This window comes from Mesorhizobium temperatum, assembly GCF_002284575.1.
GTDB lineage: Bacteria > Pseudomonadota > Alphaproteobacteria > Rhizobiales > Rhizobiaceae > Mesorhizobium > Mesorhizobium temperatum.
Window position 1 is genome coordinate 75,911 of sequence record NZ_NPKJ01000041.1, and the last position, 20,985, is coordinate 96,895.

Here is a 20,985-nt window from a genome sequence, read left to right on the forward strand (position 1 = left end):
TACTGCCACGACAAACGCGACCGGCAAGAGGCGGCGAGCATCGGGGCAGGTTCTCCCAAGAATCGTGTGCTGAGAGATCCGGAAGACTTCGATCACACCAGCGAGACCTTCCCGCCGGCGTGGCGCTCCAGCCGGCCGGCGAGGTCGAGTTCCAACAGCACCATGAAAACCTGGGCGGGATGCAGGCCGGTGTGGCGGATGATTTCGTCGACCGCCACCGGCGTTGGGCCGAGGGCTTCGATGACGCGGGCGCGGTCGTGTTCGCCGGGTGGCGGCGTTGCGGAAAAGTCGGGCGGCTCTTCGAGCGGCGGCGCCTCTCGTGTATGCACTCCGACTAAGGGGGCGATTGCATTGGTAATATCCGATGCCTCGGTGACCAGGGTGGCGCCGTCCTTGAGCAAGGCGTTGGCGCCGGCGGCGCGCGGATCGAGCGGCGAACCGGGGACGGCGAAGACCAGCCGGCCCATCTCGCCGGCAAGCCTTGCGCTGATCAGCGAGCCGGAGCGTTGCGCGGCCTCAACCACGACCAGCCCCAATGCTGCGCCGGCGACAAGGCGGTTGCGGCGCGGAAAATCCTGGGCGCGCGGCTGCCAGCCGAACGGCATTTCCGAAATGATGGCGCCGCCGCGCTCGGCAATCTCGTTGCACAGCCCGGCATTCTCGGGCGGGTAGGGCAGATCGAGGCCGCCGGCCAGCACACCGATCGTGCCTGACGCAAGGCTGCCCTGATGTGCTGCCGTGTCGATGCCGCGCGCCAGGCCGGAGACGATCCCGTAGCCGTCGCGGCCGAGTTCGGCGGCGAGCGTCCGCGCCATCTTGATGCCGGCCAGCGAGGCGTTGCGGGCGCCGACGATGGCAACCGCCGGCAAGCGGAACACCGCGCCTTCGCCCTTGACCGCGAGCAGCGGCGGCGGGTGGTCCATGCTTTTCATCAGTGGCGGATAGTCGGCCTCGCCGATGCCGACGAAGCGGGCGCCGGCCCGCCGGGCTGTCTCCAGCTCCGCCTCGGCCTCGGCCATCGAAGGGATGCGGACGCTCTTTCTGGCGCCGCCCGAAATCATCAGCTCGGGCAGCATCTCGAGCGCCGTCTCGGCCGAGCCGAAGCGGTTGATCAAGTCGCGAAAGGTGGCCGGGCCGACATTCGGCGTGCGGATCAAACGAAGCCAGCTCAACCGCTGTCGGTCGCTGAGCCGCGGCCCGGCGGCGCGCTGGCTCACTCCTTGGCCCCGATCTTGCTCTCGGTGCCGGCCAGCAACCGCGCAATGTTGGCCCGGTGTTTTATGAAGACGATCAGGCTCATCAGCACGAACAGCCCGGCAATCTCAGGCGAGCCGAGGACATAGAGCGCGATCGGCACGACGACTGCAGCCGTCAGCGCCGCCAGCGAGGAATAGCGAAACAGGAAAGCGACGGCGAGCCAGACGACGGCGAAGATCAGCGCCACCTGCCAGGCAAGGGCGGTCAGCACGCCGAGATAGGTGGCGACACCCTTGCCGCCCTTGAAGCCGAGCCAGACCGGAAAGAGATGGCCGAGGAAGGCGCCAAGGCCGGCCCAGGGCCCGAGTTCCGGTGCAAAGCGACCGGCGATCAGCACGGCCGCCGTGCCTTTCAGCGCGTCGAGCAGCAGCGTGGCGGCAGCCAAGCCCTTGTTGCCGGTGCGCAGCACGTTGGTGGCGCCGATATTGCCGGAGCCTATATTGCGGACGTCGCCAAGGCCGGCGGCGCGGGTGATCAGGAGCCCGAACGGGATCGAGCCGAGGAGATAACCGAACACCAGCGCCAAGACGATGCCGTAAGCCATTGTTCCCCCAGATATGCCCTAGGCTGAAAACACTGTGCGGCCCGCCACCATCGTTTGCAAGATCTTGCCCTGCAGCCGCGCGCCTTCGAAACAGGTGTTTTTCGAGCGCGAACGGATATCGCTTTCGCTGACGATCCATGGCTCGTCGAGATCGACCAGCGCAAGATCGGCGACCGCGCCTGGCTTCAGCGTGCCGCCGGGCAGGCCGAACAACCTTGCCGGCGCGGTGGACAATGTCTCGACCAATCTAAGCAGCGTCACGTCGTCATTGTGATAGAGCCGCAGCGCCGCACCCAGCAGCGTTTCCAGGCCGATGGCGCCGGCCGCGGCGTCGGCGAAGGGCAGACGCTTGGTGTCGACGTCCTGCGGGTCGTGCGAGGATACGATGAGGTCGATCGTGCCGTCCTTGACCGCCTCGATCATCGCCATCCGGTCTTCCTCGGCGCGCAGCGGCGGTGTCAGCCGGAAGAAGGTGCGGTATTCGCCGACATCGTTCTCATTGAGCGACAGATTGTGGATCGAGATGCCTGCTGTGACATTCGCGCTGTCGGCTTTCGCCCGCGTTACCGCGTTTGCCGCCATGGCCGTCGAGATCTTGGCCGCGTGATAGGCGCCGCCGGTCAGCCGCGCCAGCGCAAGGTCGCGCTCCAGCGGAATGGACTCGGCCTCGCGCGGAATGCCGGCAAGGCCGAGCCAGCTGGCATAGAGGCCTTCATTCATGACGCCTGATGAGGCGAGGTCGGCGTCTTGGGTTTCGTGCGCGATCACGCCGCCGAAATCGCGCGCATAGGTCAGCGCGCGGCGCATTACCAGTGCGCTTGATATGGTGTGCCGCCCGTCGGTGAAGGCGACCGCGCCGGCCTCGCGCAGCAGGCCGAATTCGGTCATCTCGCGGCCTTCGAGGCCCTTGGTGATCGCAGCCGCCGGAAAGATGTTGACGATGGCCGTGTCCTTGGCGGTGCGCAGCACGAATTCGACGAGCGCGACATTGTCGATCACCGGGTCGGTGTCGGGCATCATGACGATGGAAGTGACGCCGCCGGCGGCCGCCGCCACGCTGGCCGAAGCGATGGTTTCGCGGTGCTCACCGCCCGGTTCGCCGATGAAGACGCGCGCATCGATCAGACCGGGGATAACAGCCTTGCCGGCGCAGTCGATGACGGTAGCATCTTGCGGAGCGCCCTGGTTCAAGGCCGACTTGCCGGCAGCGACGATCTTGCGGCCCTCGACGATGACCGTGCCGACCTCGTCGATGCCGCGCGACGGATCGACGATGCGGGCCCGGCTGAAGACCGTTGTGATCATGCGCCGCGGCCCTCATAATTGCGGCGGGGGTCGAGCAGGGCTTCCATCACCGCCATGCGCACGGCAACACCCATCTCCACCTGTTCCTGGATGACGCTCTGCGGACCGTCGGCGATTTCCGAGGCGATCTCGACGCCGCGGTTCATTGGCCCGGGATGCATGACCAGAGCGCCGTCCTTGGCCGCCTTCAGCTTCTCCGCATCGAGGCCGAAATAGTGGAAATATTCGCGCACCGAAGGCACGAAAGCGCCTTCCATGCGCTCGCGCTGCAGCCGCAGCATCATCACCACATCCGCGTCCTTGAGCCCTTCGGCCATAGAACGGGTGACGATCACGCCCATTTTCTCGATGCCGGCGGGCAGAAGCGTCGACGGCGCCACGACCCGGACCTGGGCGCCGAGCGCATTGAGCAGCATGATGTTGGAACGCGCCACGCGCGAATGCAGGATATCGCCGCAGACCGCCACGATCAGCTTCGACAGCTGGCCCCTGGCGCGGCGGATGGTCAGCGCGTCGAGCAGCGCCTGCGTCGGGTGCTCATGGGCGCCGTCACCGGCATTGATCACCGAGCAGCCGACCTTTTGCGCCAGCAGGGCGGCGGCACCCGCCGACTGGTGGCGGATGATCAATATGTCCGGCCGCATGGCGTTCAGCGTCATCGCCGTGTCGATCAGCGTCTCGCCCTTCTTCACCGAAGAACTGGCCACCGACATGTTCATGACGTCGGCACCGAGCCGTTTTCCGGCCAGCTCGAACGACGACTGCGTGCGGGTCGAGGCTTCGTAGAAGAGGTTGATCTGGGTGCGGCCGCGCAGCGTCGAGGTCTTCTTCTCCGACTGCCGCGAGATCGCGACCGCCCGGTCCGCCCTGTCCAGCAAAAGCTCGATGTCGGCGGGGGAAAGATCGCGGATGCCCAGAAGATGGCGGTGGGGATAGAGTGGCAGGGACGAAGCGTCGGTCATCTCAAGGCGCTGCTATAGGGTGGAGGACCTTTGGCTGCAAGCACCAGCTTTGGATTGCGGCCTTTCTCCCCGGTATTTTCGTCGCGCGCGTTGCGCGGCTTGGGCTATAAACCGCCGATGGCTTCGGATTCGTGGCCTTGTGATGATAAGGACAGTGCGTGACCGACGACGTGACGAACCAGCCGCCGCCGCTGGCAGGCGGCAACGCCTGGCGGGGCGATCCGTTGCTGATCCAGCTTGCCGAGCGTTTTTCCGATCCGGTGCGCAAGGATCTCGATGGGCTCGGCCGCTTCGTGCTGTCGCACGAGGCGCAGGAGCTGGCCCGCCTTGCCAATGTCGAGACGCCGAAGCTCAGGACCCATGACCGGCAGGGCCGGCGCATCGATCTGGTCGAGTTCCATCCAGCCTATCACGCGTTGATGCGCCGGTCGGTGGCGAACGGGCTGCATTCGTCGGTCTGGGAAAATGGCGATGCCGAGATCGGCCGCCGTCATCAGGTGCGCGCCGCCCGTTTCTACCTGACGGCCGAGCTCGAAACCGGGCATCTCTGCCCCATCACCATGACCAGCGCATCGCTGGCAGCGCTGATGGCAAGCCCGAAGCTTTTTCGCGAATGGGCGCCCCGTGTGACGACACGCAAATACGACCAGGGCCAAAAGCCGCCGGTCGAAAAGGCCGGGCTGACGCTCGGCATGGGCATGACCGAGAAGCAGGGCGGCACCGACGTCCGCGCCAACGTCACCAGGGCCGAGCGCGCCGGCAGCAGTTTCTATCGGCTGACCGGCCACAAATGGTTCATGTCGGCGCCGATGTCGGATGCGTTCCTGGTGCTTGGACAGGCGCCGGAAGGACTCTCGTGCTTTCTCGTTCCCCGCATTCTCGGCGATGGATCGGGCAACGGCTTCCGCTTCCAGCGGCTGAAAGACAAGCTCGGCAACCGCTCCAACGCCTCGTCCGAAGTGGAATTCGTCAACGCCATCGGCGAGATGGTCGGCGAGCCAGGGGCGGGCGTCAAGACGATCATGGACATGGTGACGCTGACACGGCTCGACTGCGCGATCGCCTCGTCGGCGATCATGCGTGCCGGGCTGGCCGAGGCCGTCCACCACACCCGTCACCGCCAGGTGTTTGGAACCAATCTGATCGAGCAGCCGCTGATGCAGCGTGTGCTGGCCGACATGGCGCTCGACGTCGCTGCGGCCACCGCGCTGTCGTTCCGGCTGGCGCGCTCCTTCGACGAGGCGGCCAGCGACCGCGGCGAGGCGGCCTTCGCTCGCGCCATGACGCCGGTCGTCAAATACTGGGTCTGCAAGATCGCACCACCGCTGCTCTATGAGGCGATGGAATGCCTCGGCGGCAATGGCTATGTCGAGGAGGCGCCGCTCGCCCGCTACTATCGCGAAGCTCCGGTCAACGCGATCTGGGAGGGATCCGGCAATGTCATGGCGCTCGACGTGCTGCGCGTGCTGGGGCGTGCACCCGGCCTGTTCGAGGAGGTGCTGGCCGGCATCGATCGCGATCTCGGCGCCGGCGGACGCGGCACCGTCGGTGTGCTCAAGGCGGCAATGCAGGTGGCGGCAACCGACGAGGGCTCGGCCCGCCTGCTCACCGAGCAACTGGCGCTGTCGGCGGCAGCGGCGGAGCTTCGCAGGCTGGGGGCAGGACGGATCGCCGACGCCTTCGTCGAGACGCGCCTCGCCGGCCAGTGGCGCAACACTTATGGCATGCTCGATTCACGCCATGACGCGCGTATGATCGTCGACACGCTCTATCCGCCGGTCACCTGAGAAGAGACTTGGGAGGGTTTCTCGTCTGTCGCACCGCTGTGGATGACCGTTAACCTTAACAAATGGTTTCCATTGCGATGGCGGGCGGCAAAGCCCACTGTCCTGTTTACGAAAGCAGGAACGCCATGCGGCATACATTAAGCTCCTTTCTGGCCTTGCACTGGGCGGTCGTTTTCGCCCTGCTGGCGTTCATCTGCATCGACGGGAATCGCGGTGTTGCGGCAGCGCTTGGCGTGCTCGGCGTCGTCGTCCAGAATATCCGCTTCGTCGACCTCGAAAAGGCCGTCGTCGTGGCACCGCTTGCCGTAGCGCTGCTTGTTGTAGCGGTGCTGTTCTGCTGGGCTTTTGTCGAGACTCTGTTTAGCGACCCGACAAATCCGGACGCCACCGACAGCGTCGTGCGCGTCGCCTTCATCTCCGCCTCCGGCGTACTGTCACTGATTGTCGTCGGCGGCGCCGCGCAAGGCATCAACGGGCTGTTCATGGCTATCGCGGTGCAACTGGCGGCACTGCTGGCTTCCTATGTCGCCATGCTCGCAGAGCGGCGGTCGGCCCTTGCCGCAACGGTTCCGGGCACCGGTGAAGTCCATGCCGCAGCGCATGTGATGGCGAAGGCGGCGGCGCACAACTCGGCGCTCTCGCGCATTTCCGGCCGGCCGGACGCAAGCTTCGGGCCGGATACGAACTTGAGGGATGGCCGCTGATGCGCACCTTGTTCGCGCTATGGGCGGCCCCGCTCGCCCTGTTCTGGGGCTGGTTCTTCCTGTCGCTCAACGATATCAATTTCGGCTACGTCATGCTGAGCCGCCAATTGCATGACCTCGTCTTCCAGCTCTATGGGGAAATGCTTGGCATCGATCCGGCGCTCATTCCCGGCATGGTGGCAAAGGCCTGCTTCCTCGACAGTCTGCTGCTCATGGCGTTTTGGGCGTTTCGCCGCCGCCGGGTGATCGGTGGCTGGATCAGGATAATGCGCGACCGCTATTTCGACCAGGCACCGACGCCGAGCGCCTGAAGCCGGTCGAGAACGCCCTGCAGAATAAAGGCCGCCGCGGCCGAATCGATCTTGCCGGCGCGTTTGCGGCGCGAAAAATCCATCTCGATCAACGTCCGCTCAGCCGCCACCGTCGACAGTCGCTCGTCCCACAAAACGAAGGGCAGGTCGGTCACAGCAGCCATGTTGCGGGCGAAGGCGCGGGATTTCTGGGCGCGCGGGCCTTCCGACCCGTCCATGTTGACCGGCAGGCCGAGCACCACGGCCCCGACGTTCTCTTTCTGCAGCAAGGCGAGCAGTACCGCTGCATCCAGCGAGAATTTCCTGCGCATGATGACGGGACGCGGGTGGGCGAAGGCAAAGCCCCGGTCGGAAACCGCGACGCCGATGGTCTTGTCGCCGAGGTCGAGCCCGGCCAGCGTCTTGCCGCCGCTGAGCCGCGCCGGCAACTCTTCGATGGTGATGATGCTCACCGGCTTTCCTTCGACTGCTGCCCGCGAAGGACGCTGCGGGACTTTAATTTCACTGCCGGCGTTCTATCCTTTGGGGAAGCAAAAATCGAGGAAGGCATTCATGAAACTGACCTGGTACGGACATTCCGCATTTCGCATCGAAACCACCGACGCGAAAATCCTCATCGATCCCTATCTGATCGGCAATCCGTCATGGACGGGCGGCTGGGAAGAGCCGGCGGAAGGGGTGACGCATGTCCTTTTGACCCACGGCCATAGCGATCACATCAGCGGTGCGCTGGAAGTTCTTGGGAAAAGCGGCGCCATGCTGGTCGCCAATTTCGAGGTCTGCATGTACCTGGTCGGCAAGGGCGCCAGCGACAAGAAGATCAATCCCGGCAATATCGGCGGCACCGTCGATTGCGGCGGTTTCACCACCACCTTCGTCCAGGCGCTGCATTCATCGTCGTTTCCAGGTGACAATGGCCAGAACACTTATCTCGGCAATCCAGGCGGTCTCGTCCTGCATTTTCCGGAGGACAAGACGCTCTATCACATGGGCGACACCGACATCTTTTCCGACATGGCGCTGATCAACGAATTGCATGAGCCGAAGATCGGCATCGTGCCGGTCGGCGACCGCTTCACCATGGGTGGCGCAGTGGCAGCCCTTGCCTGCCGGCGCTTCTTTCAGTTCGAGACCGTCATCCCCAGTCACTTCGGCACGTTCCCGATCATCGAGCAGACCGCCGACAAGTTCGTCGCGGGGTTGGAGGGATCCGGCGTGAAGGTGGCGTTGCCGGAGATCGGCGGGACGATCGCCTTGTAGAGGATGCCAAAGCCGGCAGCTATTTCCTCTGCGACGGCGTGGCCCTGCCATGGACCTTCTGGGCCGGTTCTCGGCACGATGCATGTTGCGCGGCACGCGCCGCGCCGCTATAGCGCGGACTGGTTTTCCCGAGGCACAAACAAATATGTCCGTTGATGTCAAGACTGTGAAGCGCGTCGCGCGTCTCGCCCGTATTGCGGTGAGCGAGGAAGATGCCGAGCGCATGACCGGCGAGTTGAACGCCATTCTGGGCTTTGTCGAGCAATTGAACGAGGTCGACGTTTCCGGCGTCGAGCCGATGACTTCAGTTATCCCGATGGAGATGAAGAAGCGCCCGGACGTCGTCACCGACGGCAGCAAGGCGGCCGACATCGTCGCCAACGCACCTGCCACCGAAGAGAATTTCTTCCTCGTTCCGAAGGTCGTGGAGTAGCGGGCCGATGGCAATCGAGATCGCCATCGAGACGCCGCTGCAGGACGACGTGCGCGGGCTGGTTAAGGAACTCAACGACACGCTGCTGGAACTGACGCCGCCGGAGCACTGCTACCACATGACCGTCGAACAGATGGCCGACAATGACACAACTGTCTTCATCGCTCGCGACAACGGCCTTGCCATCGGCTGCGGCGCGCTGAAGCGCCACGATGGCGCCGTCGGCGAGGTCAAGCGCATGTACACGCGGCCTTCGCATCGCGGACAGAAGATCGGCGCCAGGATCGTCGAGCGGATCGAAGCGCTGGCGCGCAATGAAGGGCTGAAGCGTTTGGTGCTGGAAACCGGCGACCGCCATCCGGCTGCGTGGACCGTCTATGAACGCGCCGGATTTTCGCGCTGCGGCCCGGTGCTGGACTACCCTGATACCGAGTGGTCGGTGTTTTACGAAAAGAGCCTTGCCTGATGAGCGACCTGACCCACCTGACGATTTCGCAGGCCCGCGCCATGCTGCGCACCAAGGAAATCACCGCAACCGAGATCACCGAAGCCTATCTCCAGGCGATCGAGCGGGCCAATCCGGCGCTCAACGCCTATGTCGTCGTTACCGACGACAAGGCGCGCGACATGGCCAGGGCCTCGGACGCGAAGCTGGCGAAGGGCGAGGGCGGGGCGCTCGAAGGCATTCCGCTCGGGATCAAGGACCTGTTCGGCACCGAAGGCATTCACACCCAGGCCTGCAGCCATGTGCTGGATGGGTTCAAGCCGCACTACGAATCGACCGTCACCGCCAATTTGTGGGCCGACGGCGCCGTCATGCTCGGCAAACTCAACATGGACGAGTTCGCCATGGGCTCCTCCAACGAGACCTCCTACTACGGCCCTGTCGTCAATCCGTGGCGGCGTTCGCGCCTCGACACGGTAGTGATGCCGACCACGCATCAGGGCGATGGCGGTTTTGTCTCGGCCGGCGGTACCCGGACTGCACGTACGCTCGACAATGCCCAGCTTGTGCCGGGCGGCTCGTCGGGTGGCTCGGCCTCCGCCGTTTCGGCGCTCCTGTGTGCCGGCGCCACCGCCACCGACACCGGCGGGTCGATCCGCCAGCCCGCCGCCTTCACCGGCACGGTCGGCATCAAGCCGACCTACGGCCGCTGCTCGCGCTGGGGCATCGTCGCCTTTGCTTCGTCGCTCGACCAGGCCGGACCGATCGCCCGCGATGTGCGTGACGCCGCGATTCTTTTGAAGTCCATGGCCTCGGTCGATCCGAAGGACACCACCTCGGTCGACCGGCCGGTGCCGGATTACGAGGCGGCGATCGGCAAGCCGATCAAGGGCATGAAGGTCGGGATCCCCAGGGAATACCGCGTCGACGGCATGCCTGAGGAGATTGAGGCGCTGTGGCAGAAAGGCATTGCCTGGCTGAAAGATGCCGGTGCTGAGATCGTCGACATTTCGCTTCCGCATACCAAATATGCGCTGCCGGCCTATTACATCGTCGCGCCCGCCGAAGCCTCATCAAACCTCGCCCGCTATGACGGCGTCCGCTACGGGCTGCGCGTGCCGGGCAAGGACATCGTCGACATGTATGAAAAGACCAGAGCCGCCGGGTTCGGCCGCGAGGTCAAGCGCCGCATCATGATCGGCACCTATGTCCTCTCTGCCGGCTACTACGATGCCTACTATCTGCAGGCGCAGAAGGTGCGGAATCTCATCAAGCGGGATTTCGAGAATGCATTCGCGGCGGGCGTCGATGTCATCCTAACACCGGCAACGCCATCGGCGGCCTTCGGCATCGCCGACGAGGACATGGCCGCCGATCCCGTCAAGATGTACCTCAATGACATCTTCACGGTGACGGTGAACATGGCTGGACTGCCGGGCATCGCCGTGCCCGCAGGGCTAGACGCCAAGGGCCTGCCGCTCGGCCTGCAGCTCATCGGCCGGCCCTTCGACGAGGAAACTTTGTTCCAGACGGCCCATGTCATCGAACAAGCGGCGGGTACGTTCCAGCCAGAAAAGTGGTGGTAGTGTCGTCTCCCATCTGAAGGGTGAGGGATGTTCTACTATCTTTCCAAGGTATTTTGGCTCCTCGTCCAGCCGTTGAATCTGGCGATCATCCTGCTGCTGGTTGCGTTGCTTGCCGCCTTGGTGGGGCGTAGAAAGCTGTTTGCCACCGGCAGCTGGCTGGCCTTTCTCATCCTCGCCCTCTCGACCTGGACCTCGCTGATGCTCAACCCGCTCGAAGAGCGGTTTCCGCGCCCGCCGCTGCCGGAAAAGGTCGATGGCATCGTCGTTCTCGGCGGCGGCATGGAGGGCGCCATCAATTTCGTGCGCGGCGGCTATGAACTGAGTGCAAGCGGCGATCGGATGCTCGCGGCGGCCGTGCTGGCACGGCATGTTCCGACAGCGAAAGTCGTCATCTCAGGGGGCACCATCGCAATGATCGGCGAAGGCGAGGGCGATGCAGAGACGGCGCCGCGTCTGTTCGCCGCGCTTGGCGTGACGGCCGATCGGCTGATCCTCGAGAAAAAATCCCGCAACACTTACGAGAACGCCGTCTTCACCCGGGAACTTTGTCACCCCGAAACCGGGCGAGACCTGGCTGCTGGTGACCTCGGCCTTCCACATGCCGCGCGCCAAGGCGCTGTTCGACAAGGCCGGCTTTGCCACCATTCCTTGGCCGGTCGATTACCGCACCTCCGGCAAGGAAGGCATCGGCCTGTTCCGCGACGATCCCTTCGGTTCGCTGCAAACCGCCAGCACGGCGGTCCGCGAATGGATCGGGCTCGTCGCCTACTGGCTGTCGGGCCGCATCGATCGGCTTTTCCCCGGACCGGGTGTTGGTTCGGGCGGCTGACCGATCACGGCTTGCCGCGCCGCCGAGAAGAACTGGCGACGCACCAGAACCGCCAGCAACAGCAGCGTCGACAGTACGAACACCGTTGGGTCGACGAACCAGCCGAGATAGCCGATCGAGAAGAAGACGCCGCGCATGCCGGAATTGAAATGTTTTCCGGCCAGCATGTTCATGCGCGCGGCCCGCCATACCGCGGTTTCGCTGACCGGGTTGCGTGAAGCCTCGCCGTGCGGGATCGGCACCGCACCGATCAGGATCGAGCAATAGTTGAACAGCCGGTAGGCCCAGCCGAACTTGAAAAAGGAATAGGCAAGGATCAGCACCAATCCGAACACCTTCATCTGAAAGGCGGAGCGGGATGATGTCGCGCCGAGCGGCAGATCGCTCAGCATCGAAACAACCTGATCGGAGGCGCCGACCAGGGCAAAACAGCCGCCGATCGCAATCAGCGAACTGGAGGCGAAGAAGGCGGTTCCCTGTTGAAGACCTGCCATAATGGCGGTGTCGACGATGCGGATCTCGCGTTCGGCCATGGTCCGCATCCAGGCTTCGCGCTGGACGTTCATCGCTGTCGTCAGCGACATGCGGCTGACCAGCTTCCCGTCGGAGGCGAGCGTATGCAGCACCCATACGAAAAGGAAGAAGGCCAGCGCCACGAGGTCGGCCGTCGACAAATGAAAGGAATCGCCCATGCGACCCTTTTACCACAAGCGGTGGCGCCGCTTCGATGGCGGAACGCAATGATGTCGCTGCCGGAGCAAATAAGGTCGGCACGTGCAGCGCCGCGATCTTCGAAAGAGCGGAAACATCACAGGAATTCCTATATGTAAATTCCAATAGGAGAGAGCGGCGCGTGTTCCTTTCGGTTTTCGACCTGTTCAAGATCGGCATTGGACCATCGAGTTCGCACACGATGGGGCCGATGACGGCTGCCCGGCGTTTTCTCGACGAGGTCGCGGGAGATGACTGGCCACGCCCGGCCGGCGCCAAGGTCGACCGCGTCGCTGCCAGCCTGCACGGCTCGCTTGCCTATACCGGCATCGGCCATGGTTCCGATCGTGCCGTCGTGCTCGGCCTTGCCGGCCAGATGCCGCAGACGGTGGACCCCGATCAGGCGGACAGCATCGTCGACCGTATTGCCGCCGATAAGCGGATTTCGCCGCCCGGCCATCCCTCCTATCGCTTCGACCCGGCAACGGACCTGGTGCTGGACCGCAAGACGCCGCTTTCCGGCCACGCCAATGGCATGGCCTTCTCCGCCTATGATGCCGACGATCGCCTGCTGCTCAAGCGCATCTATTATTCGATCGGCGGCGGCTTCGTGGTTTCCGAGGAAGAACTGCAGCGGATGAAGGTGAAGGGCTCGGTGACGACGGAAGGCAAGAAGGTTCCATATCCCTTCAAGAACGCCGTCGAGATGCTGTCGATGGCGGCGAAAAGCGGCCTTTCCATCGCCGACATGAAGCGCGTCAACGAAGAGACGCAGATGCCGCGCGAGGAACTCGACGCTGGCCTCGACGGCATCTGGAGCGCCATGAAGAGCTGCATCGAGCGTGGCCTGTCGCAGGACGGCATCATGCCGGGTGGGTTGAAGGTGCGCCGACGCGCGCGGCGATTGCATGACAAGCTGCAGGAGCAGTGGCAGCAGAACCGGCCCAATCCGCTGCTCGCCAACGACTGGCTGTCGATCTATGCCATGGCGGTGAACGAGGAGAACGCCGCCGGCGGGCGCGTCGTCACCGCGCCGACCAATGGTGCTGCAGGCACGCTGCCCGCGGTGCTGCGCTACTGGCTGCATTTCCATCCCGAGGCCGACCAGCCAAGCATCCGCGATTTCCTGCTGACCGCGGCGGCGATCGGCGGCATCATCAAGACCAACGCTTCGATCTCGGGCGCCGAAGTCGGCTGCCAGGGCGAGGTCGGTTCGGCCTCGGCGATGGCGGCAGCGGGGCTGTGCGCCGTCATGGGCGGCACGCCCGAGCAGGTCGAGAACGCCGCCGAGATCGCGCTTGAACATCATCTCGGCATGACCTGCGATCCGGTCGGTGGGCTGGTGCAGGTGCCTTGCATCGAGCGCAACGCGCTCGGCGCCGTCAAGGCGGTGACCGCTGCTTCGCTGGCCATCAAGGGCGACGGCGTTCATTTCGTGCCGCTCGATGCCGCAATCGAGACCATGCGCCAGACCGGCCTCGACATGAACGAGAAATACAAGGAAACCAGCCTCGGCGGACTGGCCGTCAATATCGTGGAATGCTGACCCAGACCCGGCACTGCGAACACTGGCACTGTGGAGAAAGTCGACCCGACCGTTGACGCCTTCGCACGCCGGACTAAACCTTAATCCATGTCTCTCAATCTCATAAAGCTCTGTGTCGGCTGCGACAGCGTCGAGGACCTCGAAGAGTGGATCGCCTTCCGCCTCGACGAACGGCGGCGCGCCGGTGAACCGGTCGAGCACTACCACACCACCCGCATGATGCCGACGCGCGGCGCCGAGGTCACCGATGGCGGTTCCCTCTACTGGGTGATCAAGGGCAATGTGCAATGCCGCCAGTTGATCACGGAGATCCGTCCTTTCACCGATGACGACGGCATCGGCCGCTGTCATCTGATGCTCGATCCCGCGGTCGTGCGCACCGAATGGCAGCCGCGCCGCGCCTTTCAAGGCTGGCGCTACCTGAAACCGTCGGACGCACCGGCCGATCTCGGCAAGGGTAAGGCGGGCTTGGTCGAGATGCCGCCGAAACTCAGGCGCGAGCTTGCCGATCTCGGCCTTCTCTAGGAAAGCCCCCAAATTCAAAGCTGCCGCGATCCTGGCTCTTCAAAGCGCCTCATGCTGGGCTTGCAAGCTGTGCGACAACGCCACATCTTGAATGTGATGAGCGACAAGAAGCAGCCCGTGCCCGCAAAGGCCAATCCTGCGCCGGTCGAACCCCAATCGAGCACCGGCGAGATCGACGCCTTTATCCGTCAGGCAAGGACGCTCGCTGCGTCCGCGACCGGTTCTGGCAGGCTGATTCTCTCGCTCGACGCGACGATGAGCCGCCAGCCGACCTGGGACCTGGCCTGTGCGCTGCAGGGGGAGATGTTCGACGCCGTCGGCAAGGCCGGAGCGCTCAAGGTTCAATTGGTTTATTTTCGTGGTCTTGGCGAGTGCCGCTCATCCGCATTCGTCACAGATACGGACGCGCTGAAGCAGCTGATGACGCGGATCGAATGCCGCAGTGGTCATACCCAGATCGGCAAGGTGCTGGCCCATGCGCTGAAACAGACGGCGGCGGCCAAGGTCAACGCGCTGGTCTATATCGGCGATGCGATGGAAGAAAACATAGACGATCTGGCCGAAAAGGCCGGCAGCCTCGGCCTGCACGGCGTTCCTGTCTTCGTCTTTCAGGAGGGCCATGATGCCGGCGCAGAAAAGGCATTTAAGGAAATTGCGCGGCTGTCCAAAGGTGCTTGGTTCCGATTTGATCGGCGGGCCGCCGCAACCTTGGCCAGCCTGCTTTCCGCGGTCGCCGTGTTTGCAACCGGCGGGCTGAAGGCGCTGGAGGCGAGGGGCAGGCCGGAAGACCGGCTGATGATCGAGCATCTGCGGGGTGGCAGGAAATAATGGGCGCGATTATCGCATTCGTGGCGTTGCTTTTGGTGCTGCTCGGCGCGGCCACGGTCTTTCTCCGCGCCGACCCCGCGAGACTCGCAAGCGGGATGAGAACACTTGGGCCTGTCCTGCTGGCGCTGATCGGCGTCGCCGTGCTTCTGGTCGGACGCGAAGGCATCGGCGGCTTGATCCTGTCGACGGCGCTCGCCTGGTATGGCTCCATGCGGATGAAGCGGCCGACGGCGAAACTGGAGCCGGGCAAGCATTCGACGGTGCGCACTGCGGCACTCGAAATGGAGCTTGATCACGATACCGGCAGTCTGGAGGGGCTCGTGCTCGCCGGCCGCCATGAAGGCAAGATGCTTGGCACGATGAGCCTTGCGGAATTGCAGCAGCTTTATCGCGAACTCCCCGGCGACCCGGAGAGCCGCCAGTTGCTAGAGACGTATCTTGACGGCAGATTTCCCATCTGGCGCAAAGACTCTGAGGCGAATGGTGGCGACGGGCTGGGTGTTTCGCCAGGTTCTGGCGCCATGACTAAGGAGGAGGCCTACAAGATCCTTGGTCTTGAAGCGGGGGCCGCCGCGGCGGATGTCCGCAAGGCGCACCGCCGCCTGATGCAGCGCCTGCACCCCGATATCGGCGGCACTTCTTTTCTGGCGGCGCGGATCAATGAAGCCAAGGACGTCTTGCTCTCCGATCACAACTAGTCTCCTTCGACGCAGAATTTTTCCGGGAGATGTTTTCGACGCCGTCTATTGCTGGACGGCGTAGCACTCGATTTTCTTTTTCTTCAGGGCGTTGCAGGCTTTCCAGGCAGCAGACTTCGAACCAAAGCCGAACCGGGCGCGGTAGTAGGTGACGCCGTCCTTTTCGAAGGCGACGGTGAAGCCTGTGGCATCGGCGAGGATCGAAGGCGCCTGCTTGCTCGTCTCGTCCAGGAGAGCCTGGGCTTCGGATTGTTTTGGCGAAGAGGCGACCTGGACTGCCCAGCCGGACGGCACCGATGCCGTGTTGACGGGATCGACCGCCGCCGGTTCGGCGTAGGCTGCTGCGACCCGTGCCGTCGCCACATCGTCCGCCGTGGCCACTGTGTTGACCTTCTTGGTCTGAGAGACGGGCCTGGTCTGGACGACGGGGATGGTTTCTTCAACGGCGGGCTCGGTTTCCTCAACTAGCGAGGCAATGGCATCGCCGTCCGGGGCATCGTCGTCCGGCCTGCTGTCCGGCATCGGCGCGTCGCGCTTGGGCAGGAACACTTTTGTCAGAGCGGTGATCGGGTTGCCGCCGCCGGCCTTGGCGATCAGCATGCCGCTGCCGCGCGAGGACGCCTTCGGCATATAGGTGTTGATCAATGCGGCCATCTGGTTGTCGCGGCTGCCGCCGGATTTCCCGCCTATGATCACCGCTACGATGCGGCGATCGCCGTCGTCGACCGAGGAAACGAGATTGTAGCCGGAGGCGCGGGTATAACCGGTCTTGATGCCGTCGACGCCCTTGATGCGCCCAAGCAGGCGGTTATGGCCGTTGATGCGCTTGCGGCCGTAGAGAAAGGAACGCTGCGAGAAATAGCCGTAATACTGGGGAAAATGCTCCCGCAGCGCGATGCCGAGCACCGCCATGTCGCGCGCGGTCGTGAATTGACCGGGATTTGGCAAGCCGTGGGCGTTGCGGAAAACGGTCCCCTTCATGCCCAGCGCCCGCGCCTTGGCTGTCATCATGTGGGCGAAATTGGCTTCATTGCCGCCGAGAAGCTCGCCGAGCGCTGTTGCCGAATCGTTTGCCGACTTGGTCACCATCGACAGGATCGCGGTCTCGACCGTGATCGCGCCGCCCCGTCTGACGCCGAGTTTCGTCGGCGGTTCAGCAGCAGCATTGGCCGAGAAGACGACCCTGGAGTTCTTGCTGATCTTGCCGTTCGCCATGGCCTCGAAGGCCAGGTAAAGCGTCATCATCTTGGTGAGCGAGGCCGGATAGCGGCGACCATCGGCATTCGAAGAATAAAGCACCTTGCCGGTCTTGGCATCGATGACGATGGCCGCCGACCTCGCTGCCATGGACGAAGCAGCGTCGGCAACGACGAATGTCATCGCCAAAGCGAGGATCATGATCATTTTCAAAGAGGACGAGGATTTGGAGAGAATGCCCGACAACGCCTGACGCACCGATGGTTCCTTTGAATTTTTTGTTGCTGGAGGCGGCAAAGGTCCTGCCTCACTTCAAGCCAAGCTATCGCGGTCAGCGTTACCAATCCGTTTATGGTAACCACCGTGTTCACCATTTTCTTCGGGCTTGAGCTTCTCTTTATTCGAATTTTAGCCATTGTCGGTGGCTGGGCCTGTATGCCGCGCCGGTCGGCTGGAACCGCGCTCGGTGAAACATTGACTTTTTGTGCAGTGCACAATATATAACTTGCATTGCACAACGCGGCCCCGGACAGGGCGCGTCCACCGTTCAACGGCAACTGTCAAGGGAGCGTGAAATGACCCAGACCTATGAAGATTTCAGCAAATACGGCAAGGAGTTTGCCGACACTGGCTTGAAGAGCTTCGCATCCCTTTCCAAGGGTGCGCAGGCCATCGCCACCGAGGCGGGCGAGTACACCAAGAAAAGCTTCGAGGCCGGCAGCGCAGCAGCCGAGAAACTTTTGTCGGCCAAGTCGCTGGAGAAGGCGATCGAGATCCAGTCCGATTTTGCCAAGCAGTCGTACGAAGCCTTCGTCACCGAAGCCACCAAGCTCGGCGATCTCTATGCCGACCTCGCCAAAGAAGCCTACAAGCCGTTCGAATCAATGGTCGCAACAGCGAAATAATCTCGCTAACGTGAAGATGGCCCTCGGGCCTGCAAGACAGACCCGGTCGCGAACGCGCGGCCGGGTTTTTTCATGGCAATTTGAAATCACAGGGCTCTGCTGCCTTCACGATTTCGAAAAATCGGTCAAGTTTGGCCACCTAGCCATATTGTCAGCTAAACAGAAGGGCTTAAAATCGTCCATCGAAGACCTACATGTCGAACTCATATGGGGATTCGAAAAGGCAGGGCTACGTGACGATTGGTTTGACTGCCACGAGAGATGTAGTGCGGATGCAAAACGGCAGCGACGGCAATGAGGCCGGTCGCGGCACGGCCGTCATCACGCGCACCAAGACCAAGATCAAGAAGCCTAGCCTTTATCGGGTCCTCATTCTCAACGACGACTACACGCCCATGGAATTCGTGGTTCACGTGCTGGAGCGTTTTTTCCAGAAGGACCGTGAAGCCGCCACCCGCATCATGCTCCATGTTCACAATCATGGAGTGGGCGAGTGCGGGGTCTATACATTCGAGGTGGCCGAGACCAAAGTGTCTCAGGTCATGGATTTCGCCCGACAGAATCAGCATCCGCTGCAATGCGTGATGGAGAAGAAGTGAGGTAACATGCCGGCTTTCTCCCAAGGCCTGGAAAAGGCGCTTCACCAGGCGCTGACGCTCGCCAATGAGCGGCACCACGAATACGCAACCCTTGAACATTTGCTGCTCGCCCTTATCGACGACACCGAGGCGGCCGCGGTCATGCGCGCCTGCAACGTCGATCTCGACGAGCTGAAGCATACGGTTCTCACCTATATCGACACCGAGCTCGACAATCTCGTCACCGGCTACGACGAGGATTCCAAGCCGACGGCCGGTTTCCAGCGCGTCATCCAGCGTGCGGTGATCCATGTTCAGTCGTCCGGCCGCGAGGAAGTCTCCGGCGCCAACGTGCTCGTTGCCATCTTCGCCGAGCGCGAGAGCCATGCCGCCTATTTCCTGCAGGAGCAGCAGATGACCCGCTACGACGCGGTCAACTACATCTCGCATGGCATCGCCAAGCGTCCCGGCGCATCCGAGACGCGGTCGCCGCGCGGCGCCGACGACGAGCAGGGCGGCCAGAGCGGAGCCGAGCCGCAAGAGGACGGCGGCAAGAAAAAGCAGCAGCAGGACGCGTTGACCGCCTATTGCGTCAATCTGAACAACAAGGCAAAGGCCGGCAAGATCGATCCGCTGATCGGCCGCGAGTCCGAGATCAACCGCACCATCCAGGTGCTGTGCCGCCGCTCCAAGAACAATCCGCTCTATGTCGGCGACCCAGGCGTCGGCAAGACGGCGATCGCCGAAGGCCTTGCCAAGCGCATCGTCGAGGGCGACGTGCCTGAAGTGCTGCACAATGCCACCATCTTCGCGCTCGACATGGGAACATTGCTGGCCGGCACCCGCTATCGCGGCGATTTCGAGGAGCGGCTGAAGCAGGTCGTCAAGGAACTCGAGGATTATCCGGGCGCGGTGCTGTTCATCGACGAGATCCACACCGTGATCGGGGCAGGGGCGACGTCGGGCGGCGCCATGGATGCGTCGAACCTGTTGAAGCCGGCGCTGTCGTCCGGAACGATCCGCTGCATCGGCTCGACCACCTACAAAGAGTTCCGCCAGTTCTTCGAGAAGGACCGCGCCTTGGTGCGGCGCTTCCAGAAGATCGACGTCAACGAGCCGACCATCGAGGACGCCATCGCGATCATGAAGGGTCTGAAGCCGTATTTCGAGGAGTTCCACAAGGTTCGCTACACGGCTGAGGCGATCAAGGCTTCGGTCGAATTGTCGGCGCGCTACATCAATGACCGCAAGCTGCCGGACAAGGCGATCGACGTGATCGACGAGACCGGCGCCTCGCAGATGCTGGTGCCGGAGGCCAAGCGCAAGAAGACCATCGGCATCAAGGAGATCGAAGCGACGATCGCCACCATCGCCCGCATTCCGCCGAAGACGGTTTCCGCCGACGACGAGAAGGTGCTGGCCGGCCTTGACGTCGAGCTGAAGCGCGTCGTCTACGGTCAGGACACCGCGATCACGGCGTTGACCTCGGCGATCAAGCTGGCGCGGGCCGGCCTGCGCGAACCGGAGAAGCCGATCGGCTCCTATCTGTTCTCGGGACCGACAGGCGTCGGCAAGACCGAAGTGGCAAAGCAGCTCGCCGCCTCGCTCGGTGTCGAGCTGATCCGCTTCGACATGTCCGAATATATGGAGCGCCACACCGTCTCGCGGCTGATCGGCGCGCCTCCCGGCTATGTCGGCTTCGACCAGGGCGGCCTGCTGACCGACGGCGTCGACCAGCATCCGCATTGCGTGCTGTTGCTGGACGAGGTCGAGAAGGCGCATCCGGACCTGTTCAACATCCTGTTGCAGGTCATGGACCACGGCAAGCTGACCGACCACAACGGCAAGCAGATCGACTTCCGCAATGTCATCCTGATCATGACCACCAACGCGGGCGCCTCGGATGCGCAGCGCGCGGCGATCGGTTTCGGCTCGACCAAGCGCGAAGGCGACGATGTCGAGGCGATCAACCGGCTGTTCACGCCGGAGTTCCGCAACCGTCTCGATGCGATCATCCCGTTCGGCTCGCTGCCGATTCCGGTCATCCACCAGGTGGTGCAGAAGTTCGTCATGCAGCTCGAGGCCCAGCTCTCCGAGCGTGGCGTCACCTTCGACCTGTCGCAGGAGGCGATCGCCTGGCTGGCCGAGAAGGGCTATGACGAGCGCATGGGAGCACGGCCGCTCGGCCGCGTCATCCAGGAGCACATCAAGAAGCCGCTGGCCGACGAGGTGCTGTTCGGCAAGCTCAAGAAGGGCGGCACGGTGCGCGTCACCGTCGAGAAGAAGGAGACCGGCGAGACCGGCCTGAAGCTCGAGTCACTCGCCGACGAGGCGCCGGTCAAGCCGAAGAAGGAAGAACCGGACGACACCCCGAAGCCCAAGAAAGCTGCCATCAAGAAGCCCATCGCGAAAAAGGCGATCGCGCAGAAGGCGGAGCCTAAGGGCAAGGATGGCGGCAAGCGCAGCCTGGTGCCGCAACTGCCCCGCAAGGGGTGATGACCTGAAAGCTAAAAAGCCCCGGCAACGGGGCTTTTTTTATTGGATAAAGAGTGGCCGAAGGCGTTGTGTGCGACG

The 20,985-nt window shown here is 63.3% G+C and carries 21 protein-coding genes and 1 pseudogene; 15 read left to right on the top strand and 7 right to left on the bottom strand.

The window, feature by feature from the left end:
* Nucleotides 1–92: 92 nt before the first annotated feature.
* From dprA to CIT26_RS12365, 4 genes are read right to left on the bottom strand one after another with little or no spacing between them, the layout of a single operon-like run.
* On the bottom strand, nucleotides 93–1,217 hold the full coding sequence (gene dprA / locus CIT26_RS12350) for a DNA-processing protein DprA (RefSeq protein WP_095492837.1): 1,125 nt from the start codon (nucleotides 1,215–1,217) through the stop codon (nucleotides 93–95).
* Entirely contained in the window at nucleotides 1,214–1,801 is a 588-nt protein-coding gene (gene plsY, locus CIT26_RS12355; RefSeq protein ID WP_095492838.1) for a glycerol-3-phosphate 1-O-acyltransferase PlsY, read from the bottom strand. The genes dprA and plsY overlap by 4 nt, the downstream gene beginning before the upstream one ends.
* 18 nt (nucleotides 1,802–1,819) lie before the next feature.
* Nucleotides 1,820–3,106, bottom strand: coding sequence for a dihydroorotase (locus CIT26_RS12360; RefSeq protein ID WP_095492839.1), 1,287 nt, complete (start codon nucleotides 3,104–3,106; stop codon nucleotides 1,820–1,822).
* The gene (locus tag CIT26_RS12365; RefSeq protein ID WP_095492840.1) at nucleotides 3,103–4,068 is read right to left on the bottom strand and encodes an aspartate carbamoyltransferase catalytic subunit; all 966 of its coding nucleotides are present in this window, start codon (nucleotides 4,066–4,068) and stop codon (nucleotides 3,103–3,105) included. Before CIT26_RS12365 ends, CIT26_RS12360 begins: the two co-directional genes overlap by 4 nt.
* A gap of 158 nt (nucleotides 4,069–4,226) precedes the next feature.
* On the opposite strand from CIT26_RS12365, the gene CIT26_RS12370 reads away from it, so the two are divergent.
* The 3 genes from CIT26_RS12370 (at nucleotide 4,227) to CIT26_RS12380 (ending at nucleotide 6,870) form a co-directional block, all read left to right on the top strand.
* Nucleotides 4,227–5,855 carry a DNA alkylation response protein gene (locus CIT26_RS12370; protein WP_095492841.1) on the top strand — a complete coding sequence of 543 codons (1,629 nt, stop codon included), beginning with the start codon at nucleotides 4,227–4,229 and terminating at the stop codon, nucleotides 5,853–5,855.
* Nucleotides 5,856–5,980: 125 nt separating this feature from the next.
* On the top strand, nucleotides 5,981–6,559 hold the full coding sequence (locus CIT26_RS12375) for a hypothetical protein (RefSeq protein ID WP_095492842.1): 579 nt from the start codon (nucleotides 5,981–5,983) through the stop codon (nucleotides 6,557–6,559).
* A complete protein-coding gene (locus CIT26_RS12380) occupies nucleotides 6,559–6,870 on the top strand; it encodes a DUF6105 family protein (RefSeq protein ID WP_095492843.1) in 312 nt (103 codons plus the stop codon). The genes CIT26_RS12375 and CIT26_RS12380 overlap by 1 nt, the downstream gene beginning before the upstream one ends.
* On the opposite strand, the gene ruvX is transcribed toward CIT26_RS12380, so the two are convergent.
* Nucleotides 6,837–7,322, bottom strand: coding sequence for a Holliday junction resolvase RuvX (gene ruvX / locus CIT26_RS12385; RefSeq protein ID WP_095492844.1), 486 nt, complete (start codon nucleotides 7,320–7,322; stop codon nucleotides 6,837–6,839). The two genes, CIT26_RS12380 and ruvX, sit on opposite strands and share 34 nt — an antisense overlap.
* A gap of 100 nt (nucleotides 7,323–7,422) precedes the next feature.
* On the opposite strand from ruvX, the gene CIT26_RS12390 reads away from it, so the two are divergent.
* The 5 genes and pseudogenes from CIT26_RS12390 to CIT26_RS12410 all read left to right on the top strand — a co-directional run bounded on the left by CIT26_RS12390 (nucleotide 7,423) and on the right by CIT26_RS12410 (nucleotide 11,423).
* Nucleotides 7,423–8,130 carry a metal-dependent hydrolase gene (locus tag CIT26_RS12390; protein WP_095492845.1) on the top strand — a complete coding sequence of 236 codons (708 nt, stop codon included), beginning with the start codon at nucleotides 7,423–7,425 and terminating at the stop codon, nucleotides 8,128–8,130.
* A gap of 145 nt (nucleotides 8,131–8,275) precedes the next feature.
* Nucleotides 8,276–8,563, top strand: a complete 288-nt coding sequence (gene gatC / locus CIT26_RS12395) for an Asp-tRNA(Asn)/Glu-tRNA(Gln) amidotransferase subunit GatC (RefSeq protein ID WP_095492846.1) — start codon at nucleotides 8,276–8,278, stop codon at nucleotides 8,561–8,563.
* Nucleotides 8,564–8,570: 7 nt separating this feature from the next.
* Complete coding sequence (locus CIT26_RS12400; protein WP_095492847.1) at nucleotides 8,571–9,029, top strand: GNAT family N-acetyltransferase; 459 nt, start codon at nucleotides 8,571–8,573, stop codon at nucleotides 9,027–9,029.
* The gene (locus CIT26_RS12405; protein WP_095492848.1) at nucleotides 9,029–10,594 is read left to right on the top strand and encodes an amidase; all 1,566 of its coding nucleotides are present in this window, start codon (nucleotides 9,029–9,031) and stop codon (nucleotides 10,592–10,594) included. The genes CIT26_RS12400 and CIT26_RS12405 overlap by 1 nt, the downstream gene beginning before the upstream one ends.
* A 27-nt stretch (nucleotides 10,595–10,621) precedes the next feature.
* A pseudogene (locus tag CIT26_RS12410) lies at nucleotides 10,622–11,423 on the top strand (YdcF family protein).
* On the opposite strand, the gene CIT26_RS12415 reads toward CIT26_RS12410, so the two are convergent.
* Nucleotides 11,360–12,115, bottom strand: a complete 756-nt coding sequence (locus tag CIT26_RS12415) for a DUF599 domain-containing protein (RefSeq protein WP_095492849.1) — start codon at nucleotides 12,113–12,115, stop codon at nucleotides 11,360–11,362. The pseudogene CIT26_RS12410 and the gene CIT26_RS12415 overlap by 64 nt on opposite strands.
* Nucleotides 12,116–12,276: 161 nt before the next feature.
* Here CIT26_RS12415 and CIT26_RS12420 point away from each other — a divergent pair, with 161 nt between their 5' ends.
* The 4 genes from CIT26_RS12420 to CIT26_RS12435 all read left to right on the top strand — a co-directional run bounded on the left by CIT26_RS12420 (nucleotide 12,277) and on the right by CIT26_RS12435 (nucleotide 15,731).
* Complete coding sequence (locus CIT26_RS12420) at nucleotides 12,277–13,680, top strand: L-serine ammonia-lyase (protein WP_095493060.1); 1,404 nt, start codon at nucleotides 12,277–12,279, stop codon at nucleotides 13,678–13,680.
* An 87-nt stretch (nucleotides 13,681–13,767) separates the two neighbouring features.
* Nucleotides 13,768–14,205: a DUF1489 family protein gene (locus CIT26_RS12425; protein WP_095492850.1), complete on the top strand. Its 438-nt coding sequence runs from the start codon at nucleotides 13,768–13,770 to the stop codon at nucleotides 14,203–14,205.
* Nucleotides 14,206–14,301: 96 nt separating this feature from the next.
* Entirely contained in the window at nucleotides 14,302–15,033 is a 732-nt protein-coding gene (locus tag CIT26_RS12430; protein WP_167391381.1) for a vWA domain-containing protein, read from the top strand.
* Entirely contained in the window at nucleotides 15,033–15,731 is a 699-nt protein-coding gene (locus CIT26_RS12435; protein ID WP_095492852.1) for a DnaJ domain-containing protein, read from the top strand. Before CIT26_RS12430 ends, CIT26_RS12435 begins: the two co-directional genes overlap by 1 nt.
* 45 nt (nucleotides 15,732–15,776) lie before the next feature.
* Here CIT26_RS12435 and CIT26_RS12440 read toward each other — a convergent pair whose 3' ends face one another.
* Nucleotides 15,777–17,186 (bottom strand): D-alanyl-D-alanine carboxypeptidase, encoded by a 1,410-nt coding sequence (locus CIT26_RS12440; protein WP_095492853.1) that lies wholly within the window; start codon nucleotides 17,184–17,186, stop codon nucleotides 15,777–15,779.
* Nucleotides 17,187–17,503: 317 nt separating this feature from the next.
* On the opposite strand from CIT26_RS12440, the gene CIT26_RS12445 reads away from it, so the two are divergent.
* The 3 genes from CIT26_RS12445 to clpA all read left to right on the top strand — a co-directional run bounded on the left by CIT26_RS12445 (nucleotide 17,504) and on the right by clpA (nucleotide 20,907).
* Complete coding sequence (locus CIT26_RS12445) at nucleotides 17,504–17,833, top strand: phasin family protein (RefSeq protein WP_095492854.1); 330 nt, start codon at nucleotides 17,504–17,506, stop codon at nucleotides 17,831–17,833.
* 272 nt (nucleotides 17,834–18,105) lie between these two features.
* Nucleotides 18,106–18,432, top strand: coding sequence for an ATP-dependent Clp protease adapter ClpS (gene clpS, locus CIT26_RS12450; RefSeq protein ID WP_165848388.1), 327 nt, complete (start codon nucleotides 18,106–18,108; stop codon nucleotides 18,430–18,432).
* A 6-nt stretch (nucleotides 18,433–18,438) separates the two neighbouring features.
* On the top strand, nucleotides 18,439–20,907 hold the full coding sequence (clpA, locus tag CIT26_RS12455; RefSeq protein WP_095492855.1) for an ATP-dependent Clp protease ATP-binding subunit ClpA: 2,469 nt from the start codon (nucleotides 18,439–18,441) through the stop codon (nucleotides 20,905–20,907).
* Nucleotides 20,908–20,985: the final 78 nt, after the last annotated feature.